General features: G+C 63.2%; 27 protein-coding genes. 15 read left to right on the top strand and 12 right to left on the bottom strand.

Annotation, left to right across the window (positions count from 1 at the left end; genetic code table 11):
* The first annotated feature begins 60 nt into the window (after positions 1–60).
* The 9 genes from Q1V57_RS02530 to Q1V57_RS02490 all read left to right on the top strand — a co-directional run bounded on the left by Q1V57_RS02530 (position 61) and on the right by Q1V57_RS02490 (position 6,863).
* Positions 61–1,008 carry a hypothetical protein gene (locus Q1V57_RS02530; RefSeq protein ID WP_300527357.1) on the top strand — a complete coding sequence of 316 codons (948 nt, stop codon included), beginning with the start codon at positions 61–63 and terminating at the stop codon, positions 1,006–1,008.
* A 56-nt stretch (positions 1,009–1,064) separates the two neighbouring features.
* On the top strand, positions 1,065–1,805 hold the full coding sequence (locus tag Q1V57_RS02525) for a hypothetical protein (protein ID WP_300527356.1): 741 nt from the start codon (positions 1,065–1,067) through the stop codon (positions 1,803–1,805).
* 84 nt (positions 1,806–1,889) lie between these two features.
* Positions 1,890–2,720 (top strand): mechanosensitive ion channel domain-containing protein, encoded by an 831-nt coding sequence (locus tag Q1V57_RS02520; RefSeq protein WP_300527354.1) that lies wholly within the window; start codon positions 1,890–1,892, stop codon positions 2,718–2,720.
* A gap of 57 nt (positions 2,721–2,777) precedes the next feature.
* Entirely contained in the window at positions 2,778–3,113 is a 336-nt protein-coding gene (locus Q1V57_RS02515) for a DUF6460 domain-containing protein (protein WP_300527353.1), read from the top strand.
* A gap of 101 nt (positions 3,114–3,214) precedes the next feature.
* A complete protein-coding gene (locus tag Q1V57_RS02510) occupies positions 3,215–4,042 on the top strand; it encodes a response regulator (RefSeq protein ID WP_300527352.1) in 828 nt (275 codons plus the stop codon).
* A gap of 113 nt (positions 4,043–4,155) precedes the next feature.
* Positions 4,156–4,647 carry a PaaI family thioesterase gene (locus tag Q1V57_RS02505; protein ID WP_300527351.1) on the top strand — a complete coding sequence of 164 codons (492 nt, stop codon included), beginning with the start codon at positions 4,156–4,158 and terminating at the stop codon, positions 4,645–4,647.
* Positions 4,644–5,063 (top strand): PaaI family thioesterase, encoded by a 420-nt coding sequence (locus Q1V57_RS02500; protein WP_300527350.1) that lies wholly within the window; start codon positions 4,644–4,646, stop codon positions 5,061–5,063. Before Q1V57_RS02505 ends, Q1V57_RS02500 begins: the two co-directional genes overlap by 4 nt.
* Positions 5,064–5,118: 55 nt before the next feature.
* Positions 5,119–5,487 carry a thiol-disulfide oxidoreductase DCC family protein gene (locus Q1V57_RS02495; RefSeq protein WP_300527349.1) on the top strand — a complete coding sequence of 123 codons (369 nt, stop codon included), beginning with the start codon at positions 5,119–5,121 and terminating at the stop codon, positions 5,485–5,487.
* A gap of 41 nt (positions 5,488–5,528) precedes the next feature.
* Complete coding sequence (locus tag Q1V57_RS02490; RefSeq protein WP_300527347.1) at positions 5,529–6,863, top strand: MATE family efflux transporter; 1,335 nt, start codon at positions 5,529–5,531, stop codon at positions 6,861–6,863.
* On the opposite strand, the gene Q1V57_RS02485 is transcribed toward Q1V57_RS02490, so the two are convergent.
* On the bottom strand, positions 6,860–7,888 hold the full coding sequence (locus Q1V57_RS02485) for a quinone-dependent dihydroorotate dehydrogenase (RefSeq protein ID WP_300527345.1): 1,029 nt from the start codon (positions 7,886–7,888) through the stop codon (positions 6,860–6,862). The genes Q1V57_RS02490 and Q1V57_RS02485 overlap by 4 nt on opposite strands.
* Positions 7,885–8,256: a DUF952 domain-containing protein gene (locus Q1V57_RS02480; protein ID WP_300527344.1), complete on the bottom strand. Its 372-nt coding sequence runs from the start codon at positions 8,254–8,256 to the stop codon at positions 7,885–7,887. Before Q1V57_RS02480 ends, Q1V57_RS02485 begins: the two co-directional genes overlap by 4 nt.
* Positions 8,257–8,351: 95 nt before the next feature.
* Here Q1V57_RS02480 and Q1V57_RS02475 point away from each other — a divergent pair, with 95 nt between their 5' ends.
* On the top strand, positions 8,352–8,981 hold the full coding sequence (locus tag Q1V57_RS02475) for a helix-turn-helix transcriptional regulator (protein ID WP_300527342.1): 630 nt from the start codon (positions 8,352–8,354) through the stop codon (positions 8,979–8,981).
* Between the two features lie 3 nt (positions 8,982–8,984).
* Here the strand turns inward: Q1V57_RS02475 and Q1V57_RS02470 are convergent, their stop codons facing one another.
* The 5 genes from Q1V57_RS02470 to Q1V57_RS02450 form a co-directional block, all read right to left on the bottom strand.
* Complete coding sequence (locus Q1V57_RS02470) at positions 8,985–9,722, bottom strand: hypothetical protein (protein ID WP_300527341.1); 738 nt, start codon at positions 9,720–9,722, stop codon at positions 8,985–8,987.
* A 233-nt stretch (positions 9,723–9,955) separates the two neighbouring features.
* Positions 9,956–10,174: a helix-turn-helix transcriptional regulator gene (locus tag Q1V57_RS02465; RefSeq protein WP_300527340.1), complete on the bottom strand. Its 219-nt coding sequence runs from the start codon at positions 10,172–10,174 to the stop codon at positions 9,956–9,958.
* A 3-nt stretch (positions 10,175–10,177) separates the two neighbouring features.
* Positions 10,178–10,606 (bottom strand): hypothetical protein, encoded by a 429-nt coding sequence (locus Q1V57_RS02460; RefSeq protein WP_300527339.1) that lies wholly within the window; start codon positions 10,604–10,606, stop codon positions 10,178–10,180.
* Between the two features lie 98 nt (positions 10,607–10,704).
* The gene (locus Q1V57_RS02455) at positions 10,705–12,825 is read right to left on the bottom strand and encodes a TonB-dependent receptor (RefSeq protein WP_300527338.1); all 2,121 of its coding nucleotides are present in this window, start codon (positions 12,823–12,825) and stop codon (positions 10,705–10,707) included.
* 232 nt (positions 12,826–13,057) lie between these two features.
* Entirely contained in the window at positions 13,058–14,641 is a 1,584-nt protein-coding gene (locus tag Q1V57_RS02450; RefSeq protein ID WP_300527337.1) for a lysine--tRNA ligase, read from the bottom strand.
* A 231-nt stretch (positions 14,642–14,872) separates the two neighbouring features.
* Between Q1V57_RS02450 and Q1V57_RS02445 the strand changes: the two genes are divergently transcribed.
* From Q1V57_RS02445 to Q1V57_RS02430, 4 genes are all read left to right on the top strand, one after another.
* On the top strand, positions 14,873–16,576 hold the full coding sequence (locus tag Q1V57_RS02445; protein ID WP_300527336.1) for a Cache 3/Cache 2 fusion domain-containing protein: 1,704 nt from the start codon (positions 14,873–14,875) through the stop codon (positions 16,574–16,576).
* A 490-nt stretch (positions 16,577–17,066) separates the two neighbouring features.
* Complete coding sequence (locus tag Q1V57_RS02440) at positions 17,067–18,287, top strand: RtcB family protein (protein WP_366145058.1); 1,221 nt, start codon at positions 17,067–17,069, stop codon at positions 18,285–18,287.
* 37 nt (positions 18,288–18,324) lie between these two features.
* A complete protein-coding gene (locus Q1V57_RS02435; protein WP_300527334.1) occupies positions 18,325–18,765 on the top strand; it encodes a hypothetical protein in 441 nt (146 codons plus the stop codon).
* A gap of 274 nt (positions 18,766–19,039) precedes the next feature.
* Positions 19,040–20,764, top strand: coding sequence for a hypothetical protein (locus Q1V57_RS02430; protein WP_300527332.1), 1,725 nt, complete (start codon positions 19,040–19,042; stop codon positions 20,762–20,764).
* Here Q1V57_RS02430 and Q1V57_RS02425 read toward each other — a convergent pair.
* Genes Q1V57_RS02425 through Q1V57_RS02405 form a run of 5 tightly spaced genes read right to left on the bottom strand, consistent with a single transcriptional unit; the run spans position 20,761 to position 23,314 of the window.
* Entirely contained in the window at positions 20,761–20,961 is a 201-nt protein-coding gene (locus Q1V57_RS02425) for a helix-turn-helix transcriptional regulator (protein ID WP_300527330.1), read from the bottom strand. The genes Q1V57_RS02430 and Q1V57_RS02425 overlap by 4 nt on opposite strands.
* Positions 20,958–21,365, bottom strand: coding sequence for a hypothetical protein (locus Q1V57_RS02420; protein WP_300527329.1), 408 nt, complete (start codon positions 21,363–21,365; stop codon positions 20,958–20,960). The genes Q1V57_RS02425 and Q1V57_RS02420 overlap by 4 nt, the downstream gene beginning before the upstream one ends.
* Positions 21,362–21,604 carry a hypothetical protein gene (locus Q1V57_RS02415; protein ID WP_300527327.1) on the bottom strand — a complete coding sequence of 81 codons (243 nt, stop codon included), beginning with the start codon at positions 21,602–21,604 and terminating at the stop codon, positions 21,362–21,364. The genes Q1V57_RS02420 and Q1V57_RS02415 overlap by 4 nt, the downstream gene beginning before the upstream one ends.
* Before the next feature lies 1 nt (position 21,605).
* Entirely contained in the window at positions 21,606–21,860 is a 255-nt protein-coding gene (locus Q1V57_RS02410) for a hypothetical protein (protein ID WP_300527326.1), read from the bottom strand.
* Positions 21,860–23,314 carry an amidohydrolase family protein gene (locus tag Q1V57_RS02405; RefSeq protein ID WP_300527325.1) on the bottom strand — a complete coding sequence of 485 codons (1,455 nt, stop codon included), beginning with the start codon at positions 23,312–23,314 and terminating at the stop codon, positions 21,860–21,862. The genes Q1V57_RS02410 and Q1V57_RS02405 overlap by 1 nt, the downstream gene beginning before the upstream one ends.
* Positions 23,315–23,432: 118 nt before the next feature.
* On the opposite strand from Q1V57_RS02405, the gene Q1V57_RS02400 reads away from it, so the two are divergent.
* Positions 23,433–24,152 (top strand): helix-turn-helix domain-containing protein, encoded by a 720-nt coding sequence (locus tag Q1V57_RS02400; protein ID WP_300527323.1) that lies wholly within the window; start codon positions 23,433–23,435, stop codon positions 24,150–24,152.
* Positions 24,153–24,173: the final 21 nt, after the last annotated feature.

The following is a 24,173-nucleotide window of genomic DNA, read 5'->3' as shown; positions in this document are numbered from 1 at the left end:
AGACCGTCCCCCTGCAAGCGGGCTGCACGAGCAGGCATGATCAGGCTTCGGAGGATTTACATGACCCATGCTGTGATTGACCGCTTCAAGGCGCTGGACGCTGCGTTTCAGGCGCGCGCGGGACGCGGAGAAAAATTACAGGCCCGGTTTGCGGCCCTGGCGGCCTTGTCGGCTCAGCAGGATGTGGAGAGCCTGATCGAGGGCGTTTTCGAGGTCCGCGGCGAGCTCAATCAGCGCCTCGGGCATTGGCGCGCGCCGGACAAGCCCATGCGGCTTGTCTACGCAACCGTGCTCGCGACATCACAGAAACGCGCCAGCCAGTTCTTCGTATTGCGCAAGGCGTTACAGGATGAACGCGCCCGCCGCGGCGGGCGCGGCCTGTCCCACGGCGCAGCCCCGGCCGCCCTGGCGCTTTGCAGTGCGGGCGCAGACCCGCATCAGGCCGACACGTTTTTTGACGCGCTGGAAGCCATTGCCGCGCCCTGGTGGCGGCGTGAGGCCGGGCGCGAGGAAGTCCTCGCCGCCGCGGGCATCGCCCTCGGCTTGTTGCCGGACGAATTGGCCGACAAGCTTGACCAGGCCCGCCAGGCCCTGCGCGATGGCGGCATCCCCAACAGTGCCGTCGAAGCCGCCGCTTATGAGGTCGCCCTGCTCGATCTCAAGGGCGGCGAGATCGCCTCGGCCTGGACCTCGCTGAACCTTGCCGTGCGTGGCCGCTCAAGCCTGCGCTCCGGTGTCGGCCGGGCCGGACTTGCCGTGCTCGCCGCGCACGGCAATGGGCAAGAGACGGCAGAAGCCCTGGTGCGCAGTTTCGATGCCCTGGTGCCGCTGAAACCGCGCCTGCCGCAGCAAACCACGGCCAAGCTCGCCATGCGCCTGACCCTGGCCCAGCTGGGCGATGGCTCGTCGATGCGCGCCGCCAGCGAGCTGGCAGCCATCCTGGCCGCACAGGCCGCGATGATCGCCGCCGTAACATCCGGCGCTGTGGTCGCGACCGCGGCCAGCTAAACGGGTGACAGCCCGGGTCCGGCACGGCATGTTGCGCCCGTAATAGGGGGGATGCCGTGCCGTTTCGCACACTCAATTCGAGACATATCGTTGATACGCTTGAGCGCCTGGCTGACCGCGTCAAGGAACGCTTCCCCGACGCCAGCCTGAATAATGTCGTGGCCGAGCTGATCGAGCTGGCCAATCGCGATGAACGCCGGACCCAGCGTCTCGCCCGCCCCTATTTCGCCCTGCGCGCCGGCACGCTGTCCGCAATTGTCGCCGCCATCGGCGCCCTGATTTACATGGGCTATCGCCTCCTCAACACGATGGAGGTTGAGAATGGGCGGCTCGATATTTTCTCGGTCTTTGCCGGGGTCGAGGCCGGGCTGAACATCGTCATCCTCGCGGCGGTGGCGATTTTCACCCTGTCGCGTATCGAGGAAAGACTGAAGCGCTCACTGGCGCTGGATGATTTGCACGAACTACGCTCGGTCGCCCACGTCGTCGACATGCACCAGCTGACCAAGGACCCCACCGCGCTTTTGCGCCTGGGCCCGCGCACAGTTTCCTCGCCAGACCGGGAGATGAGCGAGTTCGAGCTCTCGCGCTATCTCGACTATTGCGCCGAGATGCTCTCTCTGGCCGGCAAGATCGCCGCGCTCTACGCACAGAATTCGCGCGACCCGGTGGTTATCGCGTCGGTCAATGACATCGAGACGCTAACGTCGAACATGGCGTCGAAGATCTGGCAGAAAATCATGATCATCCGCTCCGGACGCAATGGCGAGACCGAGCCTGTCCTGGAGCAGATCTAGCGCAGCGCGTGGCGCTGGAATCGCTTTCCCCTACAGCGCGAGTGGTGATAGACAACGGGTTGAACGGACCAATAGGGGGAATTCATGGACCCGGAAAACCTGATGTCGCCGGAAACCATCGCGGCGCTGACCGAACGTGTGATTAACGCCGGCAGCAGCGTGATGCTCGCTGCCCTTATCCTGATTGTCGGCATGATCATCGCCGGCGCAGTGCGCAAAGGCGTTCGCGCCGCAGCCCTCAAGAGCGATCGTATTGACGATACGCTGGGCGGGTTTTTCTCCTCCATCGTCTACTACGCCATTATGGCGATCGTCCTGATCGCCGTGCTCAACCGTTTCGGCGTGGAAACGACCAGCCTGGTGGCCGCCCTGGGTGCAGCCACGCTGGCCATTGGCCTGGCCCTGCAGGGCACGCTGTCCAACCTGGCCGCCGGCGTGATGATCATCCTCTTCCGCCCCTATCAGCTGGGTGACTTCGTCGAGGTCGCCGGGCAATCGGGATCGGTCAAGGACATCAACCTGTTCACCACCGAGCTGGCGACCGGCGATAACAAGAAGGTCATTGTCCCCAATGGATCGGCCTGGGGATCGGTGATCACCAACTACTCGGCCAATGATACCCGACGCGTCGATTTCGTCTTCTCCATCGATTACGGCGACGATATCGACAAGGCGATGCAGGTGATCCGCGACACGCTGGGCGCAGATGGGCGCATCCACAAGGACCCCGATATCTTCACGGCGGTCACCGCCCATGGCGGTTCCTCGGTCGATATCGTGACCCGTGTCTGGTGTGATAGCGGGGATTATTGGGGCATTTATTTTGACGCCATGAAAAACGTCAAAAACGCCTTCGATGCGGCCGGGATTTCCATCCCCTACCCGCACCAGGTCAATGTCGAGCGCAAGGACTGATCCAATTCTATCCTGGCTGGCCGCGATTGTGCCGCAATTCCTGTTAGAGTGAGCGTTATGAGCGACGATATTTCCACCAGCCCCGAGCGGGCCGCCAAGCCGGGTGAGGAGCCGCGCGGCTTCATCGCCCGCCTGTTCTCGATCCGCCTTGCCGAGGTGCTGCGGCTGGTGTTGATCTCCGTCATTGTCGGACTGGTCCTGGTCGCCTTCCAGGTCGACCCGGCCCAGCTCTGGGTCGACTTCTTCGGCACGCTGGGCGAAGCGGTCGAACGCATTGTCGAAACCGTTCTGGGCAGTGCGGACCGGGCGGTTCAATACTTCCTCATGGGGGCCATCATCGTCATCCCGATCTGGCTCTTCATGCGACTGCTCGGCGCTTTCAAGCGCGACTAGGCCAATACCTAAGCCAACACCCAGGGAGGCTGGTACAATTCAGCCTCTCTTAACCCTGTTTGTTTGCGCGGTCTCAATTCTGGTCGCGTAGACCTGCGGGCATGAATGCCCTGACTGTTCCCGCCTCACGCCCGCCCCTGCAGCGCGCTCCGGCCCTCCTTCTGGAAGGCAATGGTTTCATGCGCTCTCTGACAGGCGGGCTTTTGCGCGATGCGGGCTTTCGCAATGTCCTTGTAGTCAGCAGTGTTCACAGTGCGCGCTATTTGATGCGCCAGCATAATCCCGGCCTGATCCTGACCGACTGGAATCGCGCCGCCGAACGCGATGAGGACCGGTTGCGGCTGATCCGCTCCATCCGCGAAGACGAACAGGCGAGTTTCCGCACCGCTCCAATCGTCATGATCACGGCACCCAAAAGCCGCAGCGAGGTGGAGATCGCCCGCGATGCCGGCGTCACCGAATTCCTCGTCACACCCCTGTCGCCGGCAATCCTGCGCCAGCGCCTGAGTTCACTCAGCGAGCGGCCGAGGGATTTCATCACCGCGGCCCGCTTTTCCGGGCCGGACCGCCGCCGCCGGCCGCTGCATGAGAACGGCCCGGCGCTCAAGCGGACCGCCGATGTTGAAGCGGGCCGGACCACACCGATGGCGGCGGCCCGCGCCGCCTCGGTCGCCCTGGCCGACGAGATGATCCGGACCGGCGATGGTCTCGCCATCCGCGTTGCGCGCTCACAGCAGCGCTTTATCAACGGCATAGACAGCTATGGCGAACGCGAGGCCGAGATCGTGGAAATGCACCGCGCCGCCATCGCCCAGCTGGCCCGGCTCGCCGATGAGGGCAATCCGCTGCGAGAGCCCGTCGTCACCGGTCTGGAACAGGTCGTGGCGCGCCGCACCAGCGATCACGACGATACCATCCAGGTCGGCTAAAACCTGCCCAGGCCGGCTAATCCCTGCATTCCGAGACCCTGCCGCAGCGGCCGCGCTTTGCGCGGCGGCACGAGCAGGCTTATGTCTGTTCTTCAAGTCACGGAGACCGGCTCATGTCCGAGGATAAAATCCGCGAAGTGCTCGAAAGCGTTGCTCCGCTCCTGGTTGATGGCTCGCCGCATGCTGTCGCGCTGGGCCTGAAAATCGATCAGCTCGAGCCTGATGGCATCATCATGCGCGCGCCCTATTCGCCCGAACTCGTCGGCGATCCGGAGACCGGTATCCTGCATGGCGGTGTTGTCACGGCTTTGCTGGATCATGCCTGCGGCCTCGCGGCCTTTGCCGGGCTGGGCGCCCAGGACACGCCGGCAACGCTGGATCTGCGCATCGACTACATGCGCCCGGCCGAACCCGGGCTTGATGTGGTCGCCGAGGCGAGCGCGATCCGCGCCCACGGGCTGGTCGTCTTCGTCCGGGCGACCGCCCATGACGGTGACCGCGATGACCCGGTCGCCATCGCCCAGGCCGCCTTCATGGTCACCAAGGCCTCACAGGCGGCCACCGAGCGCGCCAAAAAGGCCTTTGGTCAGGGAGAGACGAAATGAGCGAGACCCTGCTGCAGACCCTGCTGAATACGCCCTATGTCTCCAAATTCGGTGTCAGCTTCGACTATCGTGGCGATGAGCTGACCGGTCTCCTGCCCTACAAGGAAAACCTGGTGGGCAATCCGCTAATCCCGGCCCTGCACGGCGGTGCGGTCGGGGCCTTTCTGGAGATCACCGCTTCGGCCTCCCTGATTGTCAGCCAGCCGCTTGATCGCCTGCCCAAGGTGATTGATGTCGCAATCGACTATCTACGCCCGGCACGGGCGGTCGACGTCTATGCCCGGGCCCAGGTGGCGCGCAGCGGGCGACGCGTCGCCAATGTCCGCGTCGAGGCCTGGCAAGGCCGCCGCGGCGCCCCGGTGGCCACACTGCACGGGCATTTCATGATCACCCCGGCCAGCAAAGGCACACGCTGAACCTGCGGCGCTGTGTCCACTGGTCTGATGGGCTGCGTGCACTAGCTTAAAGGCCATGAACACGCTTGGTCCCGTCATCGCCTATTACGACGCGCTGTGCCCGATGTGCCGGCGTGAAATGTCGCATTATTCCAAGTTCGGTGAGGAATATATCCGGCTGGAAGACTGCAATGCGCCGGACCTGGCCGAGGATGTCGATCGCGAGGCGGCCCTGGCAGCGATGCATGTCCGGCTACCCTCCGGCGAGATTGTCACCGGTGTGGCCGCCTTCATCGCTATCTGGGAACGGCTTCCGGGCTGGAAATACCTGGCCATGCTGACCCGACCGGCAATCATCCGCATTCCGCTGGATTTCATCTATCGCAAGCTTGCCCCGCTGCGCCCGCGTGACAACTGCCGAGACGGTGTCTGCAGCGTCGATTAAGACGCTTGCACCGCCAAGCCCTTACGCGCTAGCTGCGAGGCATGGACAAGCCCCTGACCCGGCTCGAGGTGCTCAATCGCGCCTGGCCGCTCATCTTCGCCAATGCAAGCGTTCCCCTGGCCGGTGTCATCGATACCTTCGTGCTGGGTCTGTCCGGTGATGCCAGCGATCTGGGCGGCGTGGCCCTGGGCGGAACGATTTTCTCCGTCTTCTACTGGAGCTTCTACTTCCTGCGCATGGGCACGACCGGGCTGACCGCGCAGGCGGATGGCGCCGGCAAGCTGGCCGAGACCCAGCGCATATTGATGCGCGCCATGGCGATCGCGGCTGTGCTCGGCTTCGCCGTTTTTCTGCTGCGCGACCTGATTGCCTGGGGCGGGTTTGCGATCCTGCAGGGCGAGGCCCAGGTCGAGAGCAAGGGGGCCGATTATCTCCTGGCCCGCGTCTGGGGCGCGCCCGGTGCACTCGCCGCCTTCGCCATTTCCGGCTGGCTGATCGGGCTCGGCCGTAATGGCGCAACGCTTGCCATGTATGCTGGCTTTTCCGCCATCAATATTATCCTCGATCTCTGGTTCGTGCTCGGCCTGGGCATGGGCCCCGGCGGCGTCGGCGCCGCTACGGCGATCGCCGAATGGGGGGCATTGCTGATCGGGATCGGCTTTGTCCTGCACCAGGTCCGGCGTCAAAACGGTCTGGCCGAGGGCGCGCTGGACCGCCAACGCCTGCTCGACCCGCAGGCCCTGGCGGAGATGTTCCACGTCAATTTCAACCTGATGATCCGCACCTGGACGCTGGTCATCGGCTTTACCTGGTTTGCCAATGCCGGCGCGCGCCAGGGCACGACAGCCCTGGCCGGCAATCATGTGCTGTTGCAGGTCATCACGCTATGGGCCTTTGTCCTCGACGCCTTCGCCTTTGTCGCCGAGACCGAAGCCGGGCGGGCCGTTGGCCGCAAATCCCTGGCGGCGCTGCGCCGGGCCGTCCGCATGACCGGTGAACCCATGTTTGCCGCCGGAGCGGTGTTTGCCGTGCTCACCTTCCTGTTCGGCGAGGCCGCTCTGACCCTGGTGATTGCCGATGAAAGCGCCCGTCAGGCCGCGATCACCTATTTGCCCTGGTGTGCCCTGGTGCCGCTTCTGGGCGCGGGGGCCTGGCTGCTCGACGGCGTGTTTATCGGCGCCACCTCGGGCAAGATCCTGCGCAATGCCGGCATCGCCTCGCTGGTCGTCTACCTGGTCGCGGATATGCTGTTGACCCCCAGCTTTGCCAATCACGGCGTCTGGGCGGCCTTCCTGATCTATTATATCGCCCGGGGCGCAGCGCTCGCGGTCGGCTATCCGGCACTCGAGCGCCGGGCCAGAGCCGTCAGCGCCTAGCCGGCACCGACAGCCTCGCCGATGCTGGCAAACCCGTCCGCCTTCAGCCGCTCGACCAGGCCGGTCTTGATCTGCTGGATCACGCCCGGGCCTTCATAGACAAGCGCTGTGTAGAGCTGGACCGCATTGGCACCGGCACGGATTTTCCAATAGGCGGTTTCCGCATCACTGACCCCGCCGACACCGATGATAGCCAGATCCGGACCGGCCGAGCGGAAATGCCGGATCAGCTCGGTCGAGCGTTCGAAGACCGGCGGTCCGGAGAGACCTCCGCCCTGCCCCATATGTTCGCTCTGCAGGCTTTCCGGGCGCTGGATGGTGGTATTGCTGACGATTATCCCGTCGAGTTTGAAGCGCTGGATCGCCGCCGTGATGTCGGCCGCGTCGGCATCCGCGATATCCGGTGCCACCTTGAGAAACAGCGGCGCTTTCGAGCGGACTGCGCTGACCGCTTCGAGCAGGCCATCAAGGGCCCCGCTATCCTGCAATTGACGCAGGCCCGGCGTGTTCGGTGAAGAGATATTGACGGTGAAGAACTGGGCCAGGTCCTTCAGCCGGTCGAGGCAGGCGACATAGTCGGCGACCCGGTCCTCGCTATCCAGATTGGCCCCCAGATTGACGCCCACCACACCGCCGCGGCTCGCCCGCGCCGCCAGCCGACGCTCGAATACATCCAGCCCCTCATTGGGGAAGCCCATGCGATTGATGATTGCCCGGTCTTCGGTCAGCCGGAAGACCCGCGGCCGCGGCTTGCCATCCTGGGCGCGCGGCGTCACCGCACCGCACTCGACGAAACCGAAACCGGCCGCGAGCATGGCGTCGGGTGCTTCGGCATTCTTGTCGAACCCGGCAGCGAGGCCGACCGGATTGTTCAGGGGAATGCCCGCCAGAGAGGTCGCCAACACCGCATCATCAGCACCGAACTGGCGCGGACCGAGGCCCCATTTCAGTCCGCGAATGGTCCAGCGGTGCGCCGCTTCCGGTTCCAGAGTGTGCAGCCAGCGCGCAGCGTGATCGTGGATCATGACGACTCCTTTGACGCGCGGGCGATCTCGTCGGGCAGGACCCAGTCGCCGTTTTCATCGCGCAGGATATGGCGCACGCCGCGCACGGCGCTGGCCGGGATATCGCCATAGACATGCGGGAATAGCGCGCCGCCACGGGAGACTTCCCATTTCACCGTATCACCCAGCACTGCAAGGTCGATTTCGGCCAGGACCAGGCGCGGATGCTCGCCATAATGCTTGAGTAATGTGCCTTCGACCTGGGCCGCTGCGGAAAGGTGGATAAAGCCGTCGGCAATATCATGCGGATCGCCCTTGAAGACGCCAGCGGTCATCACCTCAGCCCAGCGCTCGGGCGTTGCGAGTCGGAATGCAGTCATATCGGTCATGAGCAGCGGCGTATCCGCCTGAGGGCCTCGGCGCAAGCCCGACTCGCGCCGGGACGCATTTTCAGATAGCCTCACACACGCTGAGGGTTTGTTTGATGTTTACACACGCCGAAATCTGGCGGGGCATCGATCGCCTCGCTGCCTATGCCGAGACCAGCCCGTCCGGCCTGGCGCGACGGGCCGGGCTGGATGCGACCACATTCAACCCGTCCAAGCGGACATCCGCGGATGGCAGCAAACCGCGCTGGCCATCAACAGAGAGCCTGTCCAAGGCCCTGGCTGCCGCCAATCTCGACTTTCTCGGCTTTGCTGCGCTGGTACGGGACCGCGCCTCCCGGCCCGGCGCCTTGCGGTCTCTGGATCTGGCCGAGGCCGGAAACGGGACCGCATTCGGCTCTGACGGTTTGCCAGAAGGCTCCGGCTGGAGCTATGTGCCCTTCCCCGACTTCCCGCTCAAATCCGCCTTCGCCCTGAAAGTACCGGATGACCGCCTGGCACCGGTTTACCGGGCCGGAGACCGGCTTGTCATCGACCGCGCCCAAGCGGTACGGCCCGGCGACCGGGTCATGGTGGAAACCCGTACAGGCGGGCTGACCGCACATATTCTGCACGAGCAGACGGTGCAGCAGGTCTGGCTCAAACCGCTTGGAGAGGACGGACCGCTACAACGGATTGCGCTGGATCAAGTCACCTGGATGGCGCGGATCATCTGGGCCAGCCAATAAAAGCTAGCGGCGCATCCGGTCATCGGCCCAGGCCGTCGCCTGGCGCCGGTCATCAATCATGGCCCGCAGCACTTCTGCCTCGCCCTGAATACCGGTCTCAAAGGCATCGCGTGCCTCGATCTGCAAGCAGATCGCGACCTGTTCGCGCGCCATCTCGTAATAGGCCGGCTCGTCCAGGGCCAGAAGCGCTATCGCAAGAAAGAAACGCGGCGCCGGATTGTCCGGATCCATGGCGATGGCATGAGTGTAGAAGCCGATGCCCGCCTCAACCGAAGCATCGAGCGCATTCATGCCGCGCTGACCACCCCGGCGGGCCACCTCCAAATGCCAGGCCCCCAGCATGCCAATCGCCCAGGCATTGTCCGGCTCGGCGGCGACAGCCTCCTCGATGAGACGTTTGCCACGATGCGGCATGCGCTGCACATAAGCGCGAAAGCCGCTCATATACCGCCCGCGAAACCCGAGCGCACCGGCCAGCCGAAGCCGGGCCTCGACATGGTCGGCGTCGAGATCGTGGGCATATTCGGCCAGGTCCAGTGCCCGCCGGGCGAGAGCTTCACGATCGGGATGGTCCGGCTCGACCATGAGCTGGGCGATCAGCGACCCCGCAGCAAAGGCATAGCCATCGGCTCCACCAGCACGCTGGGCATGACCGGCCGCTTCCTGCCACAAACCCTGCTCATAAGCCGACCGCGCGGCGGGCATATCGGCCTGGGCCGGCGCCGCGAGAAGACAAAGCAAGAAAAACCCGATCAATCGCATGGTTTCAATCTAGGGCAGGATGAAGACGCCGCAAAGCGTGTGGCGCGACTTTTCTCGCGCGACCCCGGAATAAATCACGCCGCAGCGCATGTCGGAGCGCGGCAAGGTCCAGGGCCAAGAGCACGGCCGAAACGCATCAGCCGGTTGCCACACCAAGGGCAGCAACCGGCTGTTTGATCGCGTCTGGCGATGGGCGACGGCCCATTGAGGGCTTATTCACCGGGGTATTGGAAGACCGTCTCCAGCGGAGCCTTGAAGACCTGGGCGATCTTGAAGGCCACCTCGAGCGAGGGCGAATACTTGCCCTGCTCGATGGCCAGTATGGTCTGGCGCGTCACACCGACCCGCCGGGCCAGATCCGCCTGGGTCATCTCGTCCGCCTCGAAGCGAAGGCGGCGGATGTCATTGGTGATAGCTGTCGGCTTGCCCATGGCCTACACGCCCCGGCGATAATCGATCAGCTTGGAGATGCTCTTGACGCCTTCGCTGGCGACCAACCCGGCCAGGATCGCATTGGCGACCAAAACATTGGGATAGTCCGCCATGGCCAGGCCCATACCCAGCAGCGCAAACACCGCCAGGGCAAACCCGCCGCGCTGATCGCCACGCATATCGATCATCTTGTCGCGCTCATCCTGCTCGTCACTTTCCCGGCCCATGATGATGGCGGTGACGATGCTGGAGGCAATCATCAGCGCAATGAAAACACCAACGGCAAGGAACATCTTGTCATTGGTCGAAGCCAGCGCGGCGCCGGGCTCAAAACCGGCCATCAGCTCACCGCCAACCGTGGAGAAATACCAGCCATAGACCACGACCAGCGCCGCCAAGACCACGAGATTGATCCGTTCCAAAAAGCTCATGTCTGAATTCCTTGTCTTCGTGTATGTTATTTTTGACATGACCCGATGTAGGAAATCCTCGACCTGGTGTCAAATATTTTTAACGGGGGATTCTGACCCTAGCGGTTCCACCTGACGCGGATATTGAAGCTGGGCACGTTGTCGACATCGACATCGGCATAATCCAGCGCTGTCCCGTCGACATCGAAAACCTCGGTGAAGGCTTCGCGCGAACGTCCCGTGCGAACATTAAGGCGCAGATGCACCTCGTCGCGCAGCTCATACTCGGTCCACAGCGAGACGAAGGTACCGTTTTCGCGCTCGATCGTATTATTGAGCACAGGGCTGGCATCCGGCGTCCGTACGCCGTCAAAGATCTCGCGCTCTTCGCGGACCGTCTCGGGCAGGCGGGTCCAGAAACCGGTGCGCCAGCGATCAGAGTGGCGCCACTCGCCATTGATGCGCGCTTCCAGGCCGCGGTCTTCATGACGGATCTGGGTCAGCCAGTAGTGCGTTGACGGCGCATCCTTCTCCAGCTCGAGACCCAGAACGTATTTGCCGCCGGCGAACTCCTGACGCAGGCCGATCTCGATGGTGTAATCCTGGTGACCTGAGGTCTCGCGCACAAAGCCCTGCAGCGGGTCAATGCGCTCGGACTGGCGAACCACGGCGATCCCGTCGACAAAGAGGTCGCCCATGCCCAGCCGGCCAAGATCGAATTCGAAGGCGCTTTCCAGCGTATCGATCGTCTCCGCGCTGATATTGGCAGAGGTCACATCGCCGCCGGTCGTGAGAACACGTGAGATCGGGTTTTCAATCTCACGGCGCTGGGCGGCGAGGCGGATCAGGCCACGCTCGCCGAAACGGTGTTCCAGCTCGGCGCGATAGGTCCAATCCCGCTCCGGCTCCAGCGTCGCAGCGCCGGCCGTGTTGAGCGCGTTGTCCAGATTGGTCTCGGCCAGGAACAGGCCCAGCGGCAATTGCCCGACCTCACGCTCTGCGGACAGGCGCAGCACCCAGTCCATCGGCAGGTTCCAGGTCAGGTCCGCGCGCGGCACCACATCGGTCAGCGACAGCTCGCCCGGGGCATTGGAGGAATTCAGGCTGAACTGCTCGATCCGGCCACCAAAATGGGCGGATATGTCCGGCCGCGGCGTCCAGGTCACGACGGCCAGGCCAGCGGTCCGGGTTTCTTCCACCGACGCGGTTGAGCCATCGACATCCTGCACCACGCCGTCAATCGTCGCCGAGGAGGTGCCGTCCAGCGTATTCACCGCCCAGGTAGCGCCGCCTTCAACGGTCCAGGCCTCGTTCAGGCGCCAGCGCACCGTCGCCCGCGTCGCGGTTTCTGCGGTTTCATTACCGGAGGTGGAACGGCTGATCGAACCATCTTCCCGCAGGCTGGCGGAATTCTCATTCTCGCCTTCGCGGCGCGTGATGACCGCTCGCAGATCCATATTGTCGCCCAGCGGGGCGCTATATTCAGCGCCGAAACTGACATCGGTATTCTCGTACTCATTGGTTTCCTGCAGTGCGGCACCGCTTTCGACCTCTTCAGCGGTGGGGCGCTGGGAATTGGCGTAACGGTCAAAGGCACCGGACAGGATAAGCGTTTGCCCCCCCGCAAACGGGAGGGTGGCCGAGCCCTGGGCCTCACGTCTCGACATGGTGGTATTGCGATCTGGCGTGAGACGGGCGGTCGGATTGTCGGCATTGGCCGAGCGCACATCCTCATAGGCAATCAGTGCTTCGTCATAGACTTCCAGATTGCCTTCCAGGGAGAAGCGGCTGTTGGTGACGGAACCGCCCAGGCCGAGCTGGATTTCATCACCGCCATTCTCGCGCGGCTCGATCTCGATACGGCCATTGATGCGGCGCGCGGTCTGATCGCGCAGCACGAGATTCAACAATAGCGGATAGCCCTGCATGTCGACATCGCGGGCACCGGCCTCGATCAGCTCCAGCCGCACCACGTCTTCGACCCGGATTGTATTCAGGCGCGCGCCCAGCGAGCCGGAGCGCGGCGGCGGGCGGCGGCCATTGATCAGGACATTGCCCTGGGCGCCGGAAAGACCACGCACCTGATCGCCTTCATTGACCTGGAAGCCGGGCAGGCGGCGGACCAGATCATTGGCATTCTGGGGCAGGAATTCTGCAAAGGCTGACGGCAGATACACCTCGACGCCAATTTCCGCTCCGTCCATTGCGGCGTAAGCCTGGGCCGGGGAAGACAGAACCATAACGGACGACGCGATAAACGAAATCGCGACGCCCGCGCGAGCGCGGGATCGAGCCATAAACACGGAACTCCTAAACTTGTCCGAGGGGCGCCCTCATACGCCCCGGCGGTTACTGACACATTACGCATAGGGAACGCAAATGGATCAGCGGGGCGGGATCTAGAGCGGGCGAGAGAAATTGGGAGTTCACGACTGCGTGAACTCCTGTCTTCTCTGCCGCCGCCGGGATCACCTAGTCCAGCAGTTCTCCGGACAGCCCTTTTTCCACCAAGGCAATGGTCTCGTTGAGCCCGTAGATCGCCGCAAAAGACCCGAAACGCGGGCCCTGGCTCTGGCCGAGCAGGACTTCGTAGAGCGCCTTGAACCAGTCGCGCAGGTTTTCAAACTCCTGCGACTTGCCGGCCGAGAAGACCTCGGTCTGGATCACTTCCGGATCGCGCTCATCCGCATCGAGCGCTTTGAGACGGCTGACGAGGTCTTCCATCGCCGCGCGTTCCATATCGGTGGGCGCGCGGAACGCCTTGGTCGGCTCGACGAAATCGGTGAAATACTGCACCGCAAACTGCGCCAGATGGTCCAGAACCGGATGCGTCTCCGGCGTCGCGCCGTCGACATAGCGGCCGATAAAGCCCCACATCACGTCGGTATTGTGAGCGCTCGCTGCGGAGGCCAGGTTGAGCATGAGGGCAAAGGAGATCGGCGAACCGGCCTCCGGCGGATTGCCGCCATGGATGTGCCAAGCCGGGTTTTCCAGCTGCTTGGCTTCATCCTGACCGGCATAGGCGCCCAGGTGCTGAAGATACTCGTCTACGGCGCGCGGGATGACGTCGAAATAGAGTTTCTTGGCCTGCCGCGGCTTGACGAAATTATAGTAGCTCAAGCTTTCCTGCGGGGCATATTTCAGCCAGTCCTCGACGGACAGGCCATTACCCTTGGACTTGGAGATCTTCTCGCCCTTTTCGTCGAGGAAAAGCTCGTAGACGAACTGGGTCGGCGGCTCCATGCCGAGGATCCGGCAGATGCGCGAATAGATCGGCGCATTGGCCTGGTGATCCTTGCCGAACATTTCAAAATCAACGCCCAGCGCGGCCCAGCGCATGCCGAAATCCGGCTTCCACTGCAGTTTCACATTCCCGCCCGTTACCGGCAGGGTGGTCTCGGTGCCGTCGGCATCGTCGAAGGTGATCGTGCCCGCCTTGGCGTCGACCGACTTCATCGGCACGTACAGCACATGACCGGTCTTGGGCGAGATCGGCAGGAAGGGCGAATAGGTCGCCTGGCGTTCCTCGCCCAACGTCGGCAGCATCACCTTCATGATGTCGTCGAACTTCTCCGCCGCCTTCAGCAGCATCGCGTCGAATGCGCCGGAGGTGTAGAGCTCGGTCGCCGACTTGAACTCGTAGGAGAAGCCGAAACTGTCCAGGAAGGCACACAGGCGCGCATTATTATGCGCGGCGAAGCTGTCATGGGTGCCGAACGGATCGGGCACCTGGGTCAGCGGCTTTTGCAGATAGCCCTGCAGCATGTCCTGCTGCGGCAGGTTTTCGGGAACCTTGCGCATCCCGTCCATGTCGTCGGAGACGCAAATCAGATGCGTCTCATAAGCGCCACCGGTGAGCTCCTGGAACGCACGCAGCACCATGGAGGTGCGCACAACCTCGCCGAACGTGCCCATATGCGGCAGGCCGGACGGGCCATAGCCGGTCTCGAACACAACCGGGCCATCCTTGCGGCCAAGCTTGTCCAGACGCTTTTTCAGCAGGCGCGCTTGTTCGAACGGCCAGGCTTTCGCGTTTTGGGCAATCTCGGCAGACATGGGCAGAGGCTTTCTTCTCAAGGGGAAATGATGGACTGGCAGGTAGAGGGGATGGGGCGGGGCGTCAAGCGAAGGCGCCCGGCTGCAGAGGTATAGGTGCGCCACCGCTGCCCGGCCGGCAGCCCGCAGGTTATAATATATTAGATCGGCGAGGATTATGGTTAAGCAATTACGGAACTGCTCCACATAGTCTGCGTATGCAACTGATCCACAGTTTCAGCGGAGCTCCTCATGCTGTCCACTTTCTCCCTGCGTTCCAAGTTGATCACTCTTGTTTTGGCCGTGACCGCCAGTGCCATCTTGCTGGTGGCTGCATCAGCCTTCTTTATCATCGTCCGGTCAGTCGACGAGCGCGTCGCATCTGCGCAGGAACTGAACCTGCGGGTCGCAGCGACCACTATTCAGGCCGCCATGCCGGAGCTAGATGCAAGTTACGGACGCGATGGGAATATCCAGGCATTGCGTGCCCCCGGAATTCCCGACTTTGCTTCGCATGACCTGATCGACAGTGTCGCCCGCCAGACGGGTGAGACCGCCACAGTCTTCGTCTGGGATCCGGCCGAGCGTGACTTCTTCCGCCGCACCACGACCATCCAGCGGGCGGACGGGACCCGGGCCGTCGGCACACCGCTTGGAGCAGGCGCCGTTTATGATGCGATGATGCGGCGCGACGGTTTTCGCGGCCAGGCCACCATTCTCGGTATCGATTATTTCACGGTCTATCAGCCCATTCTTTCGACCAGCGGCGAGCCGATCGGGATCCTCTATGTCGGCGTGAAAAAGGCCGAGGTTCTGGCTGTCCGGAATAATCTTGCCGTGCTGATCGGCTCAGTGTCCCTGCTGGCCATGCTGGTCATCGCCGTTGCGGCATGGTTCGTAACCAGCCGCCTTCTCAACCCGCTCGACAAGGTGACCCAAGCGGTGGACGAGCTGGCCAGCGGTTCACGCAATATGGAGATCGACTTCGCCCAGCGCCAGGATGAGATTGGCCGGATCGGTTGCGCATTGACGCGGCTCGACACGGAACTGGCGTCCGCCGATGCCGTGCGCCAGGACGAAGCCGAGGCTAAGGCCACGGAGATTGCGCGCGCCCAACGCCTTGCCGAGGAAGTCGGTCAGTTCGAACGCATCGCCGAAGACGCTCTCGGCAGTTTCAAGTCTGTCACCGCCAATGTTCTGGATCAGATCACCCGTACCCGTGACACGGCATCGGATGGCCGTGAACGCAGCCAATCCATGCGTGACGCCGCGCGCAGTGCCAGCGCCGAGGTTGAATCCATGGCCGCCTCGGCGGAGGAGCTGAACGCCTCGATCAGCGAGGTGCGCAATGCCGCATCTCGCGTGGCAGAACTCAGCGAGGGTGCCGCAGAACGTACTCAGAGCAGCCAAGCCATCATGAGTGAGATGTCGGGTGCGCTGGCAGACATGACCGAGATCATTGGCGGGATTAACGGTGTCGCCGAACAGACCAATCTGCTCGCGCTCAATGCCACGATCGAGGCCGCACGGGCAGGCGAAGCCGGAAAGGGCTTCGCTGTCGTTGCCTCCGAGGTCAAACAGCTCGCAGAACAGACGACCAAGCTGACTGAGACCATCGCCGAGCATATTTCCGGGTTCGAGAACCGGGTGGAACAGGCCAGTCAGGGTGCTGATGCGATTGTCGATGAAATCAGCCAGATCACCGACGCCTCCATGCAGACCGCCGGCGCTATCGAGCAGCAGATCGCAGCTGTCTCCGAGATCAGCCGCTCCGCCCAAGCCGCGGCGCGTAGCACTCAAACAGTCGACGCCGACAGCGAAGCGGTGTCAGGCGGTGCCGAGGCGACGCTACAGGCCTCAGCCGAGGTTGCCGAACTCTCCCAGGAGCTGAACACCCGCTCCGGCGAGCTGTCGGATCGCATCTGCACCTTCATCAAGGCGGTGCAAGCCGCCTGAGGGCGACACCCCAATGGTTGTGGCCGGCAGCGCAAGCGGGGCCGGCCACAACCGTCACCCAAAAGACACACTGATGCGGGATAGAACCACACCGTGTCGTTTTCGCCTTGCGAGCGAATGAGAGCCCTGTCATCCTGATCTTTCTGTTTAACCCGCCCGCTTGGGCGCGAACCTGTGAGTGAATCCGATGCGCGTACAGCCGTGCACATTCGACCTCTACCCGGCAGCCATTTGGCTGACTGGCTTCGCGCGAGCGGAGGGTAACGTCTTCATCCGGTAAAGCTGCCGACACAGCCCCGGTTGAACCGCCCTCCCGAGCACCAGCTCCGGAGGGTTTTTTTGTTCCCGCCGCCGACCCTCTCCCCCTCACGGACGGCCGGAACACCGAGCGGGAGAGATCGTGATCCCCCCAAACGCGATCTCTCCCCACTCGGCCTTCGAAGCACAACACACGAGTAGGAAAGGTCCCCGGTCGAATAAGCGGCCGGGGATGCATGTGATGACGAGTAATTTTGAAGCGGTCGAAACCTCGACCGGACTGATCAAGGCCTGGATCAAGGGCGTGCCGGTGGAAGACGCAGCCATTGAACAGCTGCGCAATGTCGCCGGCCTGCCCTTTGTGCACAGCCATGTCGCCGCCATGCCGGATGTCCATTTCGGACGCGGTGCGACGGTGGGATCAGTGATCCCGACCAAGGGTGCGATCATCCCGGCTGCGGTCGGGGTCGATATCGGCTGCGGGATGATGGCGATGCGGACCAGCCTGACGGCGTCGCAATTGCCGGACACTCTCAAGCCGGCCCGCGATGCCATCGAAGCGGCGGTGCCGGTCGGCAACGGCAAGGGCGGCGATCATCGTATGAACCCGGCCTCGACCGAGACGCGTCTGAAGGCTTCCGGCCTGATGGACCGGCTCGATGGGATCAAGGCCAAGCACAAGAAGATCGGCACCCACAAGGTAGACGGTCAGCTTGGAACGCTCGGTGGCGGCAACCACTTCATCGAGATCTGTCTCGATGAGGCGGACCGCGTCTGGATCATGCTCCATTCCGGCTCGCGCGGGACGGGGAATATGATCGGGACCTATTTCATCTCGCGAGCGCGGGAGGAATTGGCCAAGCGGGTCCTGGATTTCCACGTCCCGGACAAGGATCTCGCCTTCTTCATCGAGGGTGAGCCGCTGTTCGACGACTATGTCGAAGCCGTGGGCTGGGCCCAGGATTATGCCCGGGAGAACCGCGAGGCGATGATGGAGCGCGTACTCAAGGCGCTGCGCAAGACGCTGGGCCGGTTCAAGACCGACAAGGCGGCCGTGAACTGTCACCACAATTATGTGGAGCAGGAGCATCATTTCGGGGCCGATGTCTGGCTCACCCGGAAAGGGGCGGTCTCCGCCCGCGAGGGCGAGCTGGGCATTATCCCGGGGTCGATGGGCGCGCGGTCCTTCATTGTCCGCGGCAAGGGCGCGGCGGAGAGCTTTTGCTCCTGCTCGCACGGTGCTGGCCGGACAATGTCCCGGACGACGGCCAAGCAGAGCTTCACCCTCGCCGATCACCGCAAGGCGACGGTGGGTGTGGAATGCCGGAAAGATGCCGGCGTCATCGATGAAACGCCGATGGCCTACAAGGACATCGACGCGGTGATGGCGGCTCAAAAAGACCTGGTCGAGGTGGTTCACACCTTGAAACAGGTGGTTTGCGTAAAGGGTTAGGGGCTTGGCCCCTGACCCGGCACGCGGGAGAACGACGATGCGCAACGACATGAACAAGGTCCTGGTCGAACGCCCCCGCCGCGGCTGGCGTACGCGCAAGCTGGCGCGTGGCAAGATCAAGCAGGCTGGGGAGGATTATCCCCAGCGCATCGGCGTGCGCAAACAGCGCAAGACCAATGGGACCGAGACCAAATATCTCAATGAGAACCTCGCCCCGCTCAAACGCTTCCTGGCCAAACAGGTCGGGCGCCCCTGGAGCACGGTCTATTCGGAGCTGCGCGAGAACGTGTCGCCGAGCAATGCGGTACAGATGCATACTCTCGAACATGTCGAGGATTTCGTCGCCAAACCGTCGATCGGCAAACAGGGCGAATGGATCTGGCCGCGCCGCTTTGCCTGGAGCCAGGGGCCGAAGACCGGACAGCTCTACATTCACCCCGGCGACGGCCTGGTGAAACGCTGGAAGCAACGCAACTGAAGTTTCTGCATATCACCGCGACGGAGTCGCGGCACCGGTGCGTTGAAGACGTGAAGGCACCCCGAACCGCCTTCACCTCGAGTATCCAGACGAAGCACTGGCCTGATTGTCCCCCCTCCCCCCAGGACAGGCCAGACAAGCGGGGAGACCGATTTCTCCCGAACCCCCGGTCTCCCCGCAACACTCGAACCGGACTGCGGGGATGTAAATCAACCAAACATTGATAAATGCACTCGCGCACCGGCATACTCTGCTGAGATCAGGAGACGGGCAGATGCTGCGCGGCGTATTCACCGGATTGGCCCTGCTGGCCGGTTTAGCGACAGGCTCGGGAGCGCGGTCGGAACTGCCACGCCCGACAACACACGACTATGTGTCCTGTCTGCAGGATCCGGAAGAGACCGTCTGTCTTCTTGAACTGGCAACGCGCAATACAACCCGGTCCATTCTGCAGGACAGCGAGCTCAATCGGCATCCGGACATCATCGGCCGCATTCAGGAGCGCCGCGGTACGGTTCCGGAGGTAGCCCCCATGCCCGGAGCCGAGGCACTGAACGAACCCAGACGGCTGGAATATGCCGCGCTTGATGCTGCCCAGGCCCTGATCGATAGCGGCGCCACTCCTGAAACCGCCCTGGAACCGGTGCGGCAGACAGCACAGGGCCGCGCCTCCCGTAGCCTCATGTTCGGGCAGGTTTACTTGAACTCCGGCGCCGAAATCCGCGCTCGCGTCTATCGCAGACTGGTCTTGCGTCATGCTGTCTATGAGGAGGATGCGGCGTTCACTCGTCCGTCTCAGGCGCACGCTCTCGCGGCCCTGCACGCCTGGGAAGGCGAACTGCAGCAAAGCAGCGACTTCAACGAACTTCATAACGGGCAATTATCCGCAGCCAACCTGTTCCCGTTCTACGCCCGGCTAGGCGATGAACAGAGCGCCCGGCGGGTCTATCACTTGGCACACGGCCCGCGCCTTTCGCTCGAGCGACGCATGATGCTGGAGTTCACACTTGGCAATCAGCAAGTAGCGCTGGACCTTCTCAATAGCGCCGATCTCGACGAACGGGAGCGGTTCGACGCTATTGTCGGGCTGCGCGAGCGGGCCATCCGGGGCGATGATGATGAGTTAAAGCGATGGGCGCTCACCGTTTCACTCGAAGACTGCGAAACGCTGCCGCCCCTCAGCCTTGACGATTTCGACGCGCTGGCACCCGCTGGCGATGACGCAGCGCTCGCCACCCTCGCGCACTGCTATTACAGCCAAGCCCAGGCACATCATCGCGATAGTCGCGGTTTTGCCCTCCAGGCCCTGGCGATGCTGGACCGGATTGGTGCTGCGGCTGAGGCAGACGCGCTGCTTGCGCGCTGGCAAGGCTATGCACAAGGCGAAGCAGCCGGCGAAGCCTGCCCGGGTGAGCGTGGCCAGCCAGGCCGCAATGGCCGGCCGGATCGCCCTGGTCAGTGTGCGATCCGGATTTATCAAACCATGCTTGCCCACCGAGACCGGCAGGTCGAAGCCTGGGATGTCGGTCATTATCAATTTGACATGGCCTTGCGCTATGACCTGTCAGCCGGGCGCGGCCTGCGCAATCTGGAGCTCTACCAGCCCTTCGCCCGTAGCCAGGGCGAGATCGATATCGCTCTGAACAGCTGTGTAAGCGAATACATCGGGATGAGAACCCTCAACCTGGATTTGGCGGAGATCTGCGCCCGCCGCTTGATCGACATGTCGGGCAATCGCGCCCTGAGCGAACACGAACAATATCTGGACTCGATCGGCGCGCTGGATCCACCGCGGCGGCAGAGTGGCCCCTACCGCGCCGCTGAAACCGCCATCGCTCTGGCCGGCGCAGCCGCGCGGCAAGGCCAGCAAGATCTGGCCGAGGAGATGCTGGCAGCGGCCCTCGAAATCTGGCGCAACCAACCGGTTTCGGCCCCACCTATCGGTGCGAGATTTGGCATCAAGCACGTGATTGTGGCGAGGCTAGAGACGGAAGACTAACCCGCCTCCTCATCATCAAAGATCTCTTCAATCTTCAGCTCGAACAAGCGTCCGATCTTGAAGGCGAGCGGTAAGGACGGGTCGTAGCGGCCCTTTTCCAGGGCATTGATGGTCTGACGCGAGACGTCGAGCTTTTCGGCCAGGGCTTGCTGGCTCCAGCCGCGCTCGCCGCGCAATTCCTTGAGCCGGTTATTCATCGCATGCGCCATTCCTGCCAGAGCGAGGCGGCGCTGTGGACGACGGCGGCGACAGGCAGCAACAGGGCGGTATTGACCGGTTCCATCTGGCCGTAGATCTCGGCGACGCCGGTGACCGCAGCCACAAATAACACCACCAGCGCAGCCACCGCAGTGGCGCGGACCTGCATCTGCGCCACCATCTCGTCGAGATGGCGGACATAGCGGATCGTCTCATAGCCCCACAGGGCCAGCGGCAGACAGGTCAGCGCTACCAGTGGCCAGGTCGCACCCGCCGACCAGTTATTGATCGACGGGTCGAGGATCTTGTCGATGGCGACGACAAGGCCGGTAAAGGTCAGGATGAGCACGACGGCCCGCCAGTGATAACGGCGGCTGGCGGGGTTGAGCTGTGTCCAGGTCATTCACTTGTCTCTTTGCCGAATCCCTTGGTGATCAACACCATAATCCGCGCTGCGGCGAGAACGGCAATAATGAAACTGGCCAGGACCAGACCTTTGAGCTCGAAGCTGAGGCTGGCGACGAAGTCACGCAGCGGGTCGAGCCAGGCAATCCCGCCGGACGCGAAGGCCCAGATGCCGAAGAAGACGACCGCAAACACGGCCAGGGATTTCAGGGTCGGGATATCATCATACTTTTCCATTTCAGGCCTCCTTGGTGGCTTTCTTGCGCCCGAACAGACGGGCAAACAGGGCTTTGCGATTGGCGAACATGCTCCAGCCGCCGATGATGGCGAGAGCCCAGATCAGGCCTTCGGTTGCCAGCGCGGCTATGGTGAGGGCGATCGTCTTGGTGGCGATGTCATCCGTTGTCTGGAAGGTCGCCACGACCCCGGCCCAGGCGCCGATGCAGACCAGTACGGCCAGGCTGAGCACGAGTTTGCGGACTTGTTTTCCCATCAGTTCATCTCCTCTTCGATGAGATTGTCGAGTTCAGTGCGGGTGAAGGTGCGGCCATTGCTGACCACGCGGTCGAGCTGGCGCAGGTTTTCAAGGTCGAGGCGCGGGTCGGCGTTGAAGAAGGCAAGGTCGGCCTCAAAACCCGCCTCGATCCGGCCTGTGGTTTCGCCCAGGCCCATGCCCTGGGCATTGCCGCTCGTGGCAAGCTCGAGGATGCGCCAGGGGTCGAGCCCGGCATCGGCGTGAAGCTGCAGCTCCTGCCAGTAGATCGAGCCGCCGCCCGGTCCATCCGTGCCGACCATCAAGGGCACTCCTGCCGCATCAAGATGGCGGACGAAGGCGAAGAGCTGCTGCATCGCGGCATCGGCGCGGGCATAGTCCTCATCGGTCCAGCCGACACCAGACGCGCCGAGGAAACTCATGGTAGCCGCTAGCGCCTCCGGATGGACGTAAAAGCGGTCATCGGGGCCGTAGAGCTCATTGAAAGCATCGCGCCGGTAGACGAGGAAATTGACCAACAGTGTCAGGTCCACCTCGATCTGACGCTCGGCCAGCTCGCGAAACAGATTCTGCATCAGCGGACCGTCGAAATCGGCGAGCTCGAACCATTGATAGTAGAATTTCGAGTTGGGACCGCGGCTGGCGAGGTATTGCTCGCGAGCCCCCGGCTCAAGCAGGTCGGCACTTGTGGGCAGGGCATGCAGCAGACCATCCACTCCGATCTCCACCGCGCGCATCCAGCTGACCTGGTCGAGATGAGCGATGACCTCGAGGCCATGCGCATCAGCGGCGCGCACCCCCTCGGCCAGCTCCTCCTCTGTGAGCGCGTGGTAAAGCTTGAAATAGGTCACACCGAGTTCGGCCTGGCGGGCCGCTTCCGCGTCCCACTCCTCCGGCGTGGTCGGATAGGCAAAGGCATTGCCGCCAAAGGGCGGCGGCTGGATCACTGCACCGGCATGCACAGCATCCGGGCCCAGCCATTCGCCCGAGGCGATATTGGCATCATAGCGGGCCCCGGCTTGCGGGTCGCCGCCGGGATTGCGCACCGTGGTGACACCAAAGGCGAGCGACGCCAGGGCGTGATAGCGCACAACATCGTCCCGGCTCTCAATGGTCACGGTCGGGCTGCCGTCGATGACCTCGACCGCATGCGGTCCGGCCGTGATATGCCCGTGCGCATCGATCAGGCCCGGCAAGCCGTAGCGGCCGGTGAGATCGTAGGATGCGCTATAGCTGCCGGCCGGCGGCGTGCCGCTACCGGCCGCGCGGATCAAGCCGTCCTCGACCACGACATAGCTATCCTCGATAGCCGTACGGGCAACCGGGTCGAGCCGGGTAAAGCCGAAATAGAGCTCGCCGGTCATCGGCTCGGGCTGGCTCGCCGCGCAGGCGGGCAAACCGGTGGCCAGCACCAGGCCGGCAACAGCGCCAAGCAATCGGGATCGGATCATCATTCATTCCTCGTGTGTCAAGCTTCCTTTCCAATATGTGGAAAGCTCGCTTTACGTCAAGGGTGCTTTACAAACTTTTTTGTAACTTGCTGATCCGTTGCGCTTCTTTAGCCTTTTCTCCATGGCGGACTGGGCAGAAATCCATAACGGAATCGAGACGCTGGAGGCGGGACTGGCCCTGCCGCGTCATCGTCATACCGCGCCCTATGCGGCGATTATCCTGGCCGGCGGCTATGTCGAGGCCGGGGCGACCGGGCGTGTTACGGTGGAACCGGGCGATGTCGTCGTCCATCCGCGCTATGCCACCCATGGCGACCAGATCGGCACCAAAGGCGCGCGCACGCTCAACCTCGCCCTGCCCGAGGATGCGGGCGAAGGGGTCTACCGGATCGAGGCGGCGATTGACCGGGTGGTGCAGCTGGCGCTGAACGGCGCAGCAGAGGCGTGCGGTGAACTGGTCAATGCCCTCGCCCGAGCCGAGATCCGGGCCGACGCCTACATGTCCGATTGGCCCGACCAGCTCGCCGCCGCGCTGGAGGCGGATCCCAGCCTCGCCCTGCAGGACTGGGCGCGCGCAGCCGGTCTGTCAGCGGAAAGCGTTTCGCGCGGCTTCAAACGCGCATTCGGGGTTTCACCCAAGGCCTTCCGGGCCGATGCCAAGGCTCGCCTCGCCTTCCGCCAGCTGCAGAGCGCACGGCGCCCCCTGGCCGAGGTCGCGCTGATCAGCGGGTTTGCCGACCAGGCGCATATGAGCCGGGCCATCAACGCCATGACCGGGCGCAGCCCAAGCGCCTGGCGCCGGTCAAGTGGATACAAGACGCGGCGCTCCGCATCCACCTAGCCTCAAGACTATCTGCCCTGC

Source organism: Maricaulis sp., from assembly GCF_030149425.1.
In the GTDB taxonomy this organism is placed as follows: Bacteria; Pseudomonadota; Alphaproteobacteria; order Caulobacterales; family Maricaulaceae; genus Maricaulis.
This window is presented reverse-complemented; position numbering and strand designations above follow the sequence as displayed.

Coding starts and splice junctions, on each gene's coding strand:
- Q1V57_RS02530 (WP_300527357.1), top strand. CDS start 61: ATGACCCATGCTGTGATTGACCGCTTCAAGGCGCTGGACGCTGCGTTT.
- Q1V57_RS02520 (WP_300527354.1), top strand. CDS start 1,890: ATGGACCCGGAAAACCTGATGTCGCCGGAAACCATCGCGGCGCTGACC.
- Q1V57_RS02515 (WP_300527353.1), top strand. CDS start 2,778: ATGAGCGACGATATTTCCACCAGCCCCGAGCGGGCCGCCAAGCCGGGT.
- Q1V57_RS02510 (WP_300527352.1), top strand. CDS start 3,215: ATGAATGCCCTGACTGTTCCCGCCTCACGCCCGCCCCTGCAGCGCGCT.
- Q1V57_RS02505 (WP_300527351.1), top strand. CDS start 4,156: ATGTCCGAGGATAAAATCCGCGAAGTGCTCGAAAGCGTTGCTCCGCTC.
- Q1V57_RS02500 (WP_300527350.1), top strand. CDS start 4,644: ATGAGCGAGACCCTGCTGCAGACCCTGCTGAATACGCCCTATGTCTCC.
- Q1V57_RS02495 (WP_300527349.1), top strand. CDS start 5,119: ATGAACACGCTTGGTCCCGTCATCGCCTATTACGACGCGCTGTGCCCG.
- Q1V57_RS02490 (WP_300527347.1), top strand. CDS start 5,529: ATGGACAAGCCCCTGACCCGGCTCGAGGTGCTCAATCGCGCCTGGCCG.
- Q1V57_RS02485 (WP_300527345.1), bottom strand. CDS start 7,888: ATGATCCACGATCACGCTGCGCGCTGGCTGCACACTCTGGAACCGGAA.
- Q1V57_RS02480 (WP_300527344.1), bottom strand. CDS start 8,256: ATGACCGATATGACTGCATTCCGACTCGCAACGCCCGAGCGCTGGGCT.
- Q1V57_RS02475 (WP_300527342.1), top strand. CDS start 8,352: ATGTTTACACACGCCGAAATCTGGCGGGGCATCGATCGCCTCGCTGCC.
- Q1V57_RS02465 (WP_300527340.1), bottom strand. CDS start 10,174: ATGGGCAAGCCGACAGCTATCACCAATGACATCCGCCGCCTTCGCTTC.
- Q1V57_RS02460 (WP_300527339.1), bottom strand. CDS start 10,606: ATGAGCTTTTTGGAACGGATCAATCTCGTGGTCTTGGCGGCGCTGGTC.
- Q1V57_RS02455 (WP_300527338.1), bottom strand. CDS start 12,825: ATGGTTCTGTCTTCCCCGGCCCAGGCTTACGCCGCAATGGACGGAGCG.
- Q1V57_RS02450 (WP_300527337.1), bottom strand. CDS start 14,641: ATGTCTGCCGAGATTGCCCAAAACGCGAAAGCCTGGCCGTTCGAACAA.
- Q1V57_RS02445 (WP_300527336.1), top strand. CDS start 14,873: ATGCTGTCCACTTTCTCCCTGCGTTCCAAGTTGATCACTCTTGTTTTG.
- Q1V57_RS02440 (WP_366145058.1), top strand. CDS start 17,067: ATGCATGTGATGACGAGTAATTTTGAAGCGGTCGAAACCTCGACCGGA.
- Q1V57_RS02435 (WP_300527334.1), top strand. CDS start 18,325: ATGCGCAACGACATGAACAAGGTCCTGGTCGAACGCCCCCGCCGCGGC.
- Q1V57_RS02430 (WP_300527332.1), top strand. CDS start 19,040: ATGCTGCGCGGCGTATTCACCGGATTGGCCCTGCTGGCCGGTTTAGCG.
- Q1V57_RS02425 (WP_300527330.1), bottom strand. CDS start 20,961: ATGAATAACCGGCTCAAGGAATTGCGCGGCGAGCGCGGCTGGAGCCAG.
- Q1V57_RS02420 (WP_300527329.1), bottom strand. CDS start 21,365: ATGACCTGGACACAGCTCAACCCCGCCAGCCGCCGTTATCACTGGCGG.
- Q1V57_RS02415 (WP_300527327.1), bottom strand. CDS start 21,604: ATGGAAAAGTATGATGATATCCCGACCCTGAAATCCCTGGCCGTGTTT.
- Q1V57_RS02410 (WP_300527326.1), bottom strand. CDS start 21,860: ATGGGAAAACAAGTCCGCAAACTCGTGCTCAGCCTGGCCGTACTGGTC.
- Q1V57_RS02405 (WP_300527325.1), bottom strand. CDS start 23,314: ATGATGATCCGATCCCGATTGCTTGGCGCTGTTGCCGGCCTGGTGCTG.
- Q1V57_RS02400 (WP_300527323.1), top strand. CDS start 23,433: ATGGCGGACTGGGCAGAAATCCATAACGGAATCGAGACGCTGGAGGCG.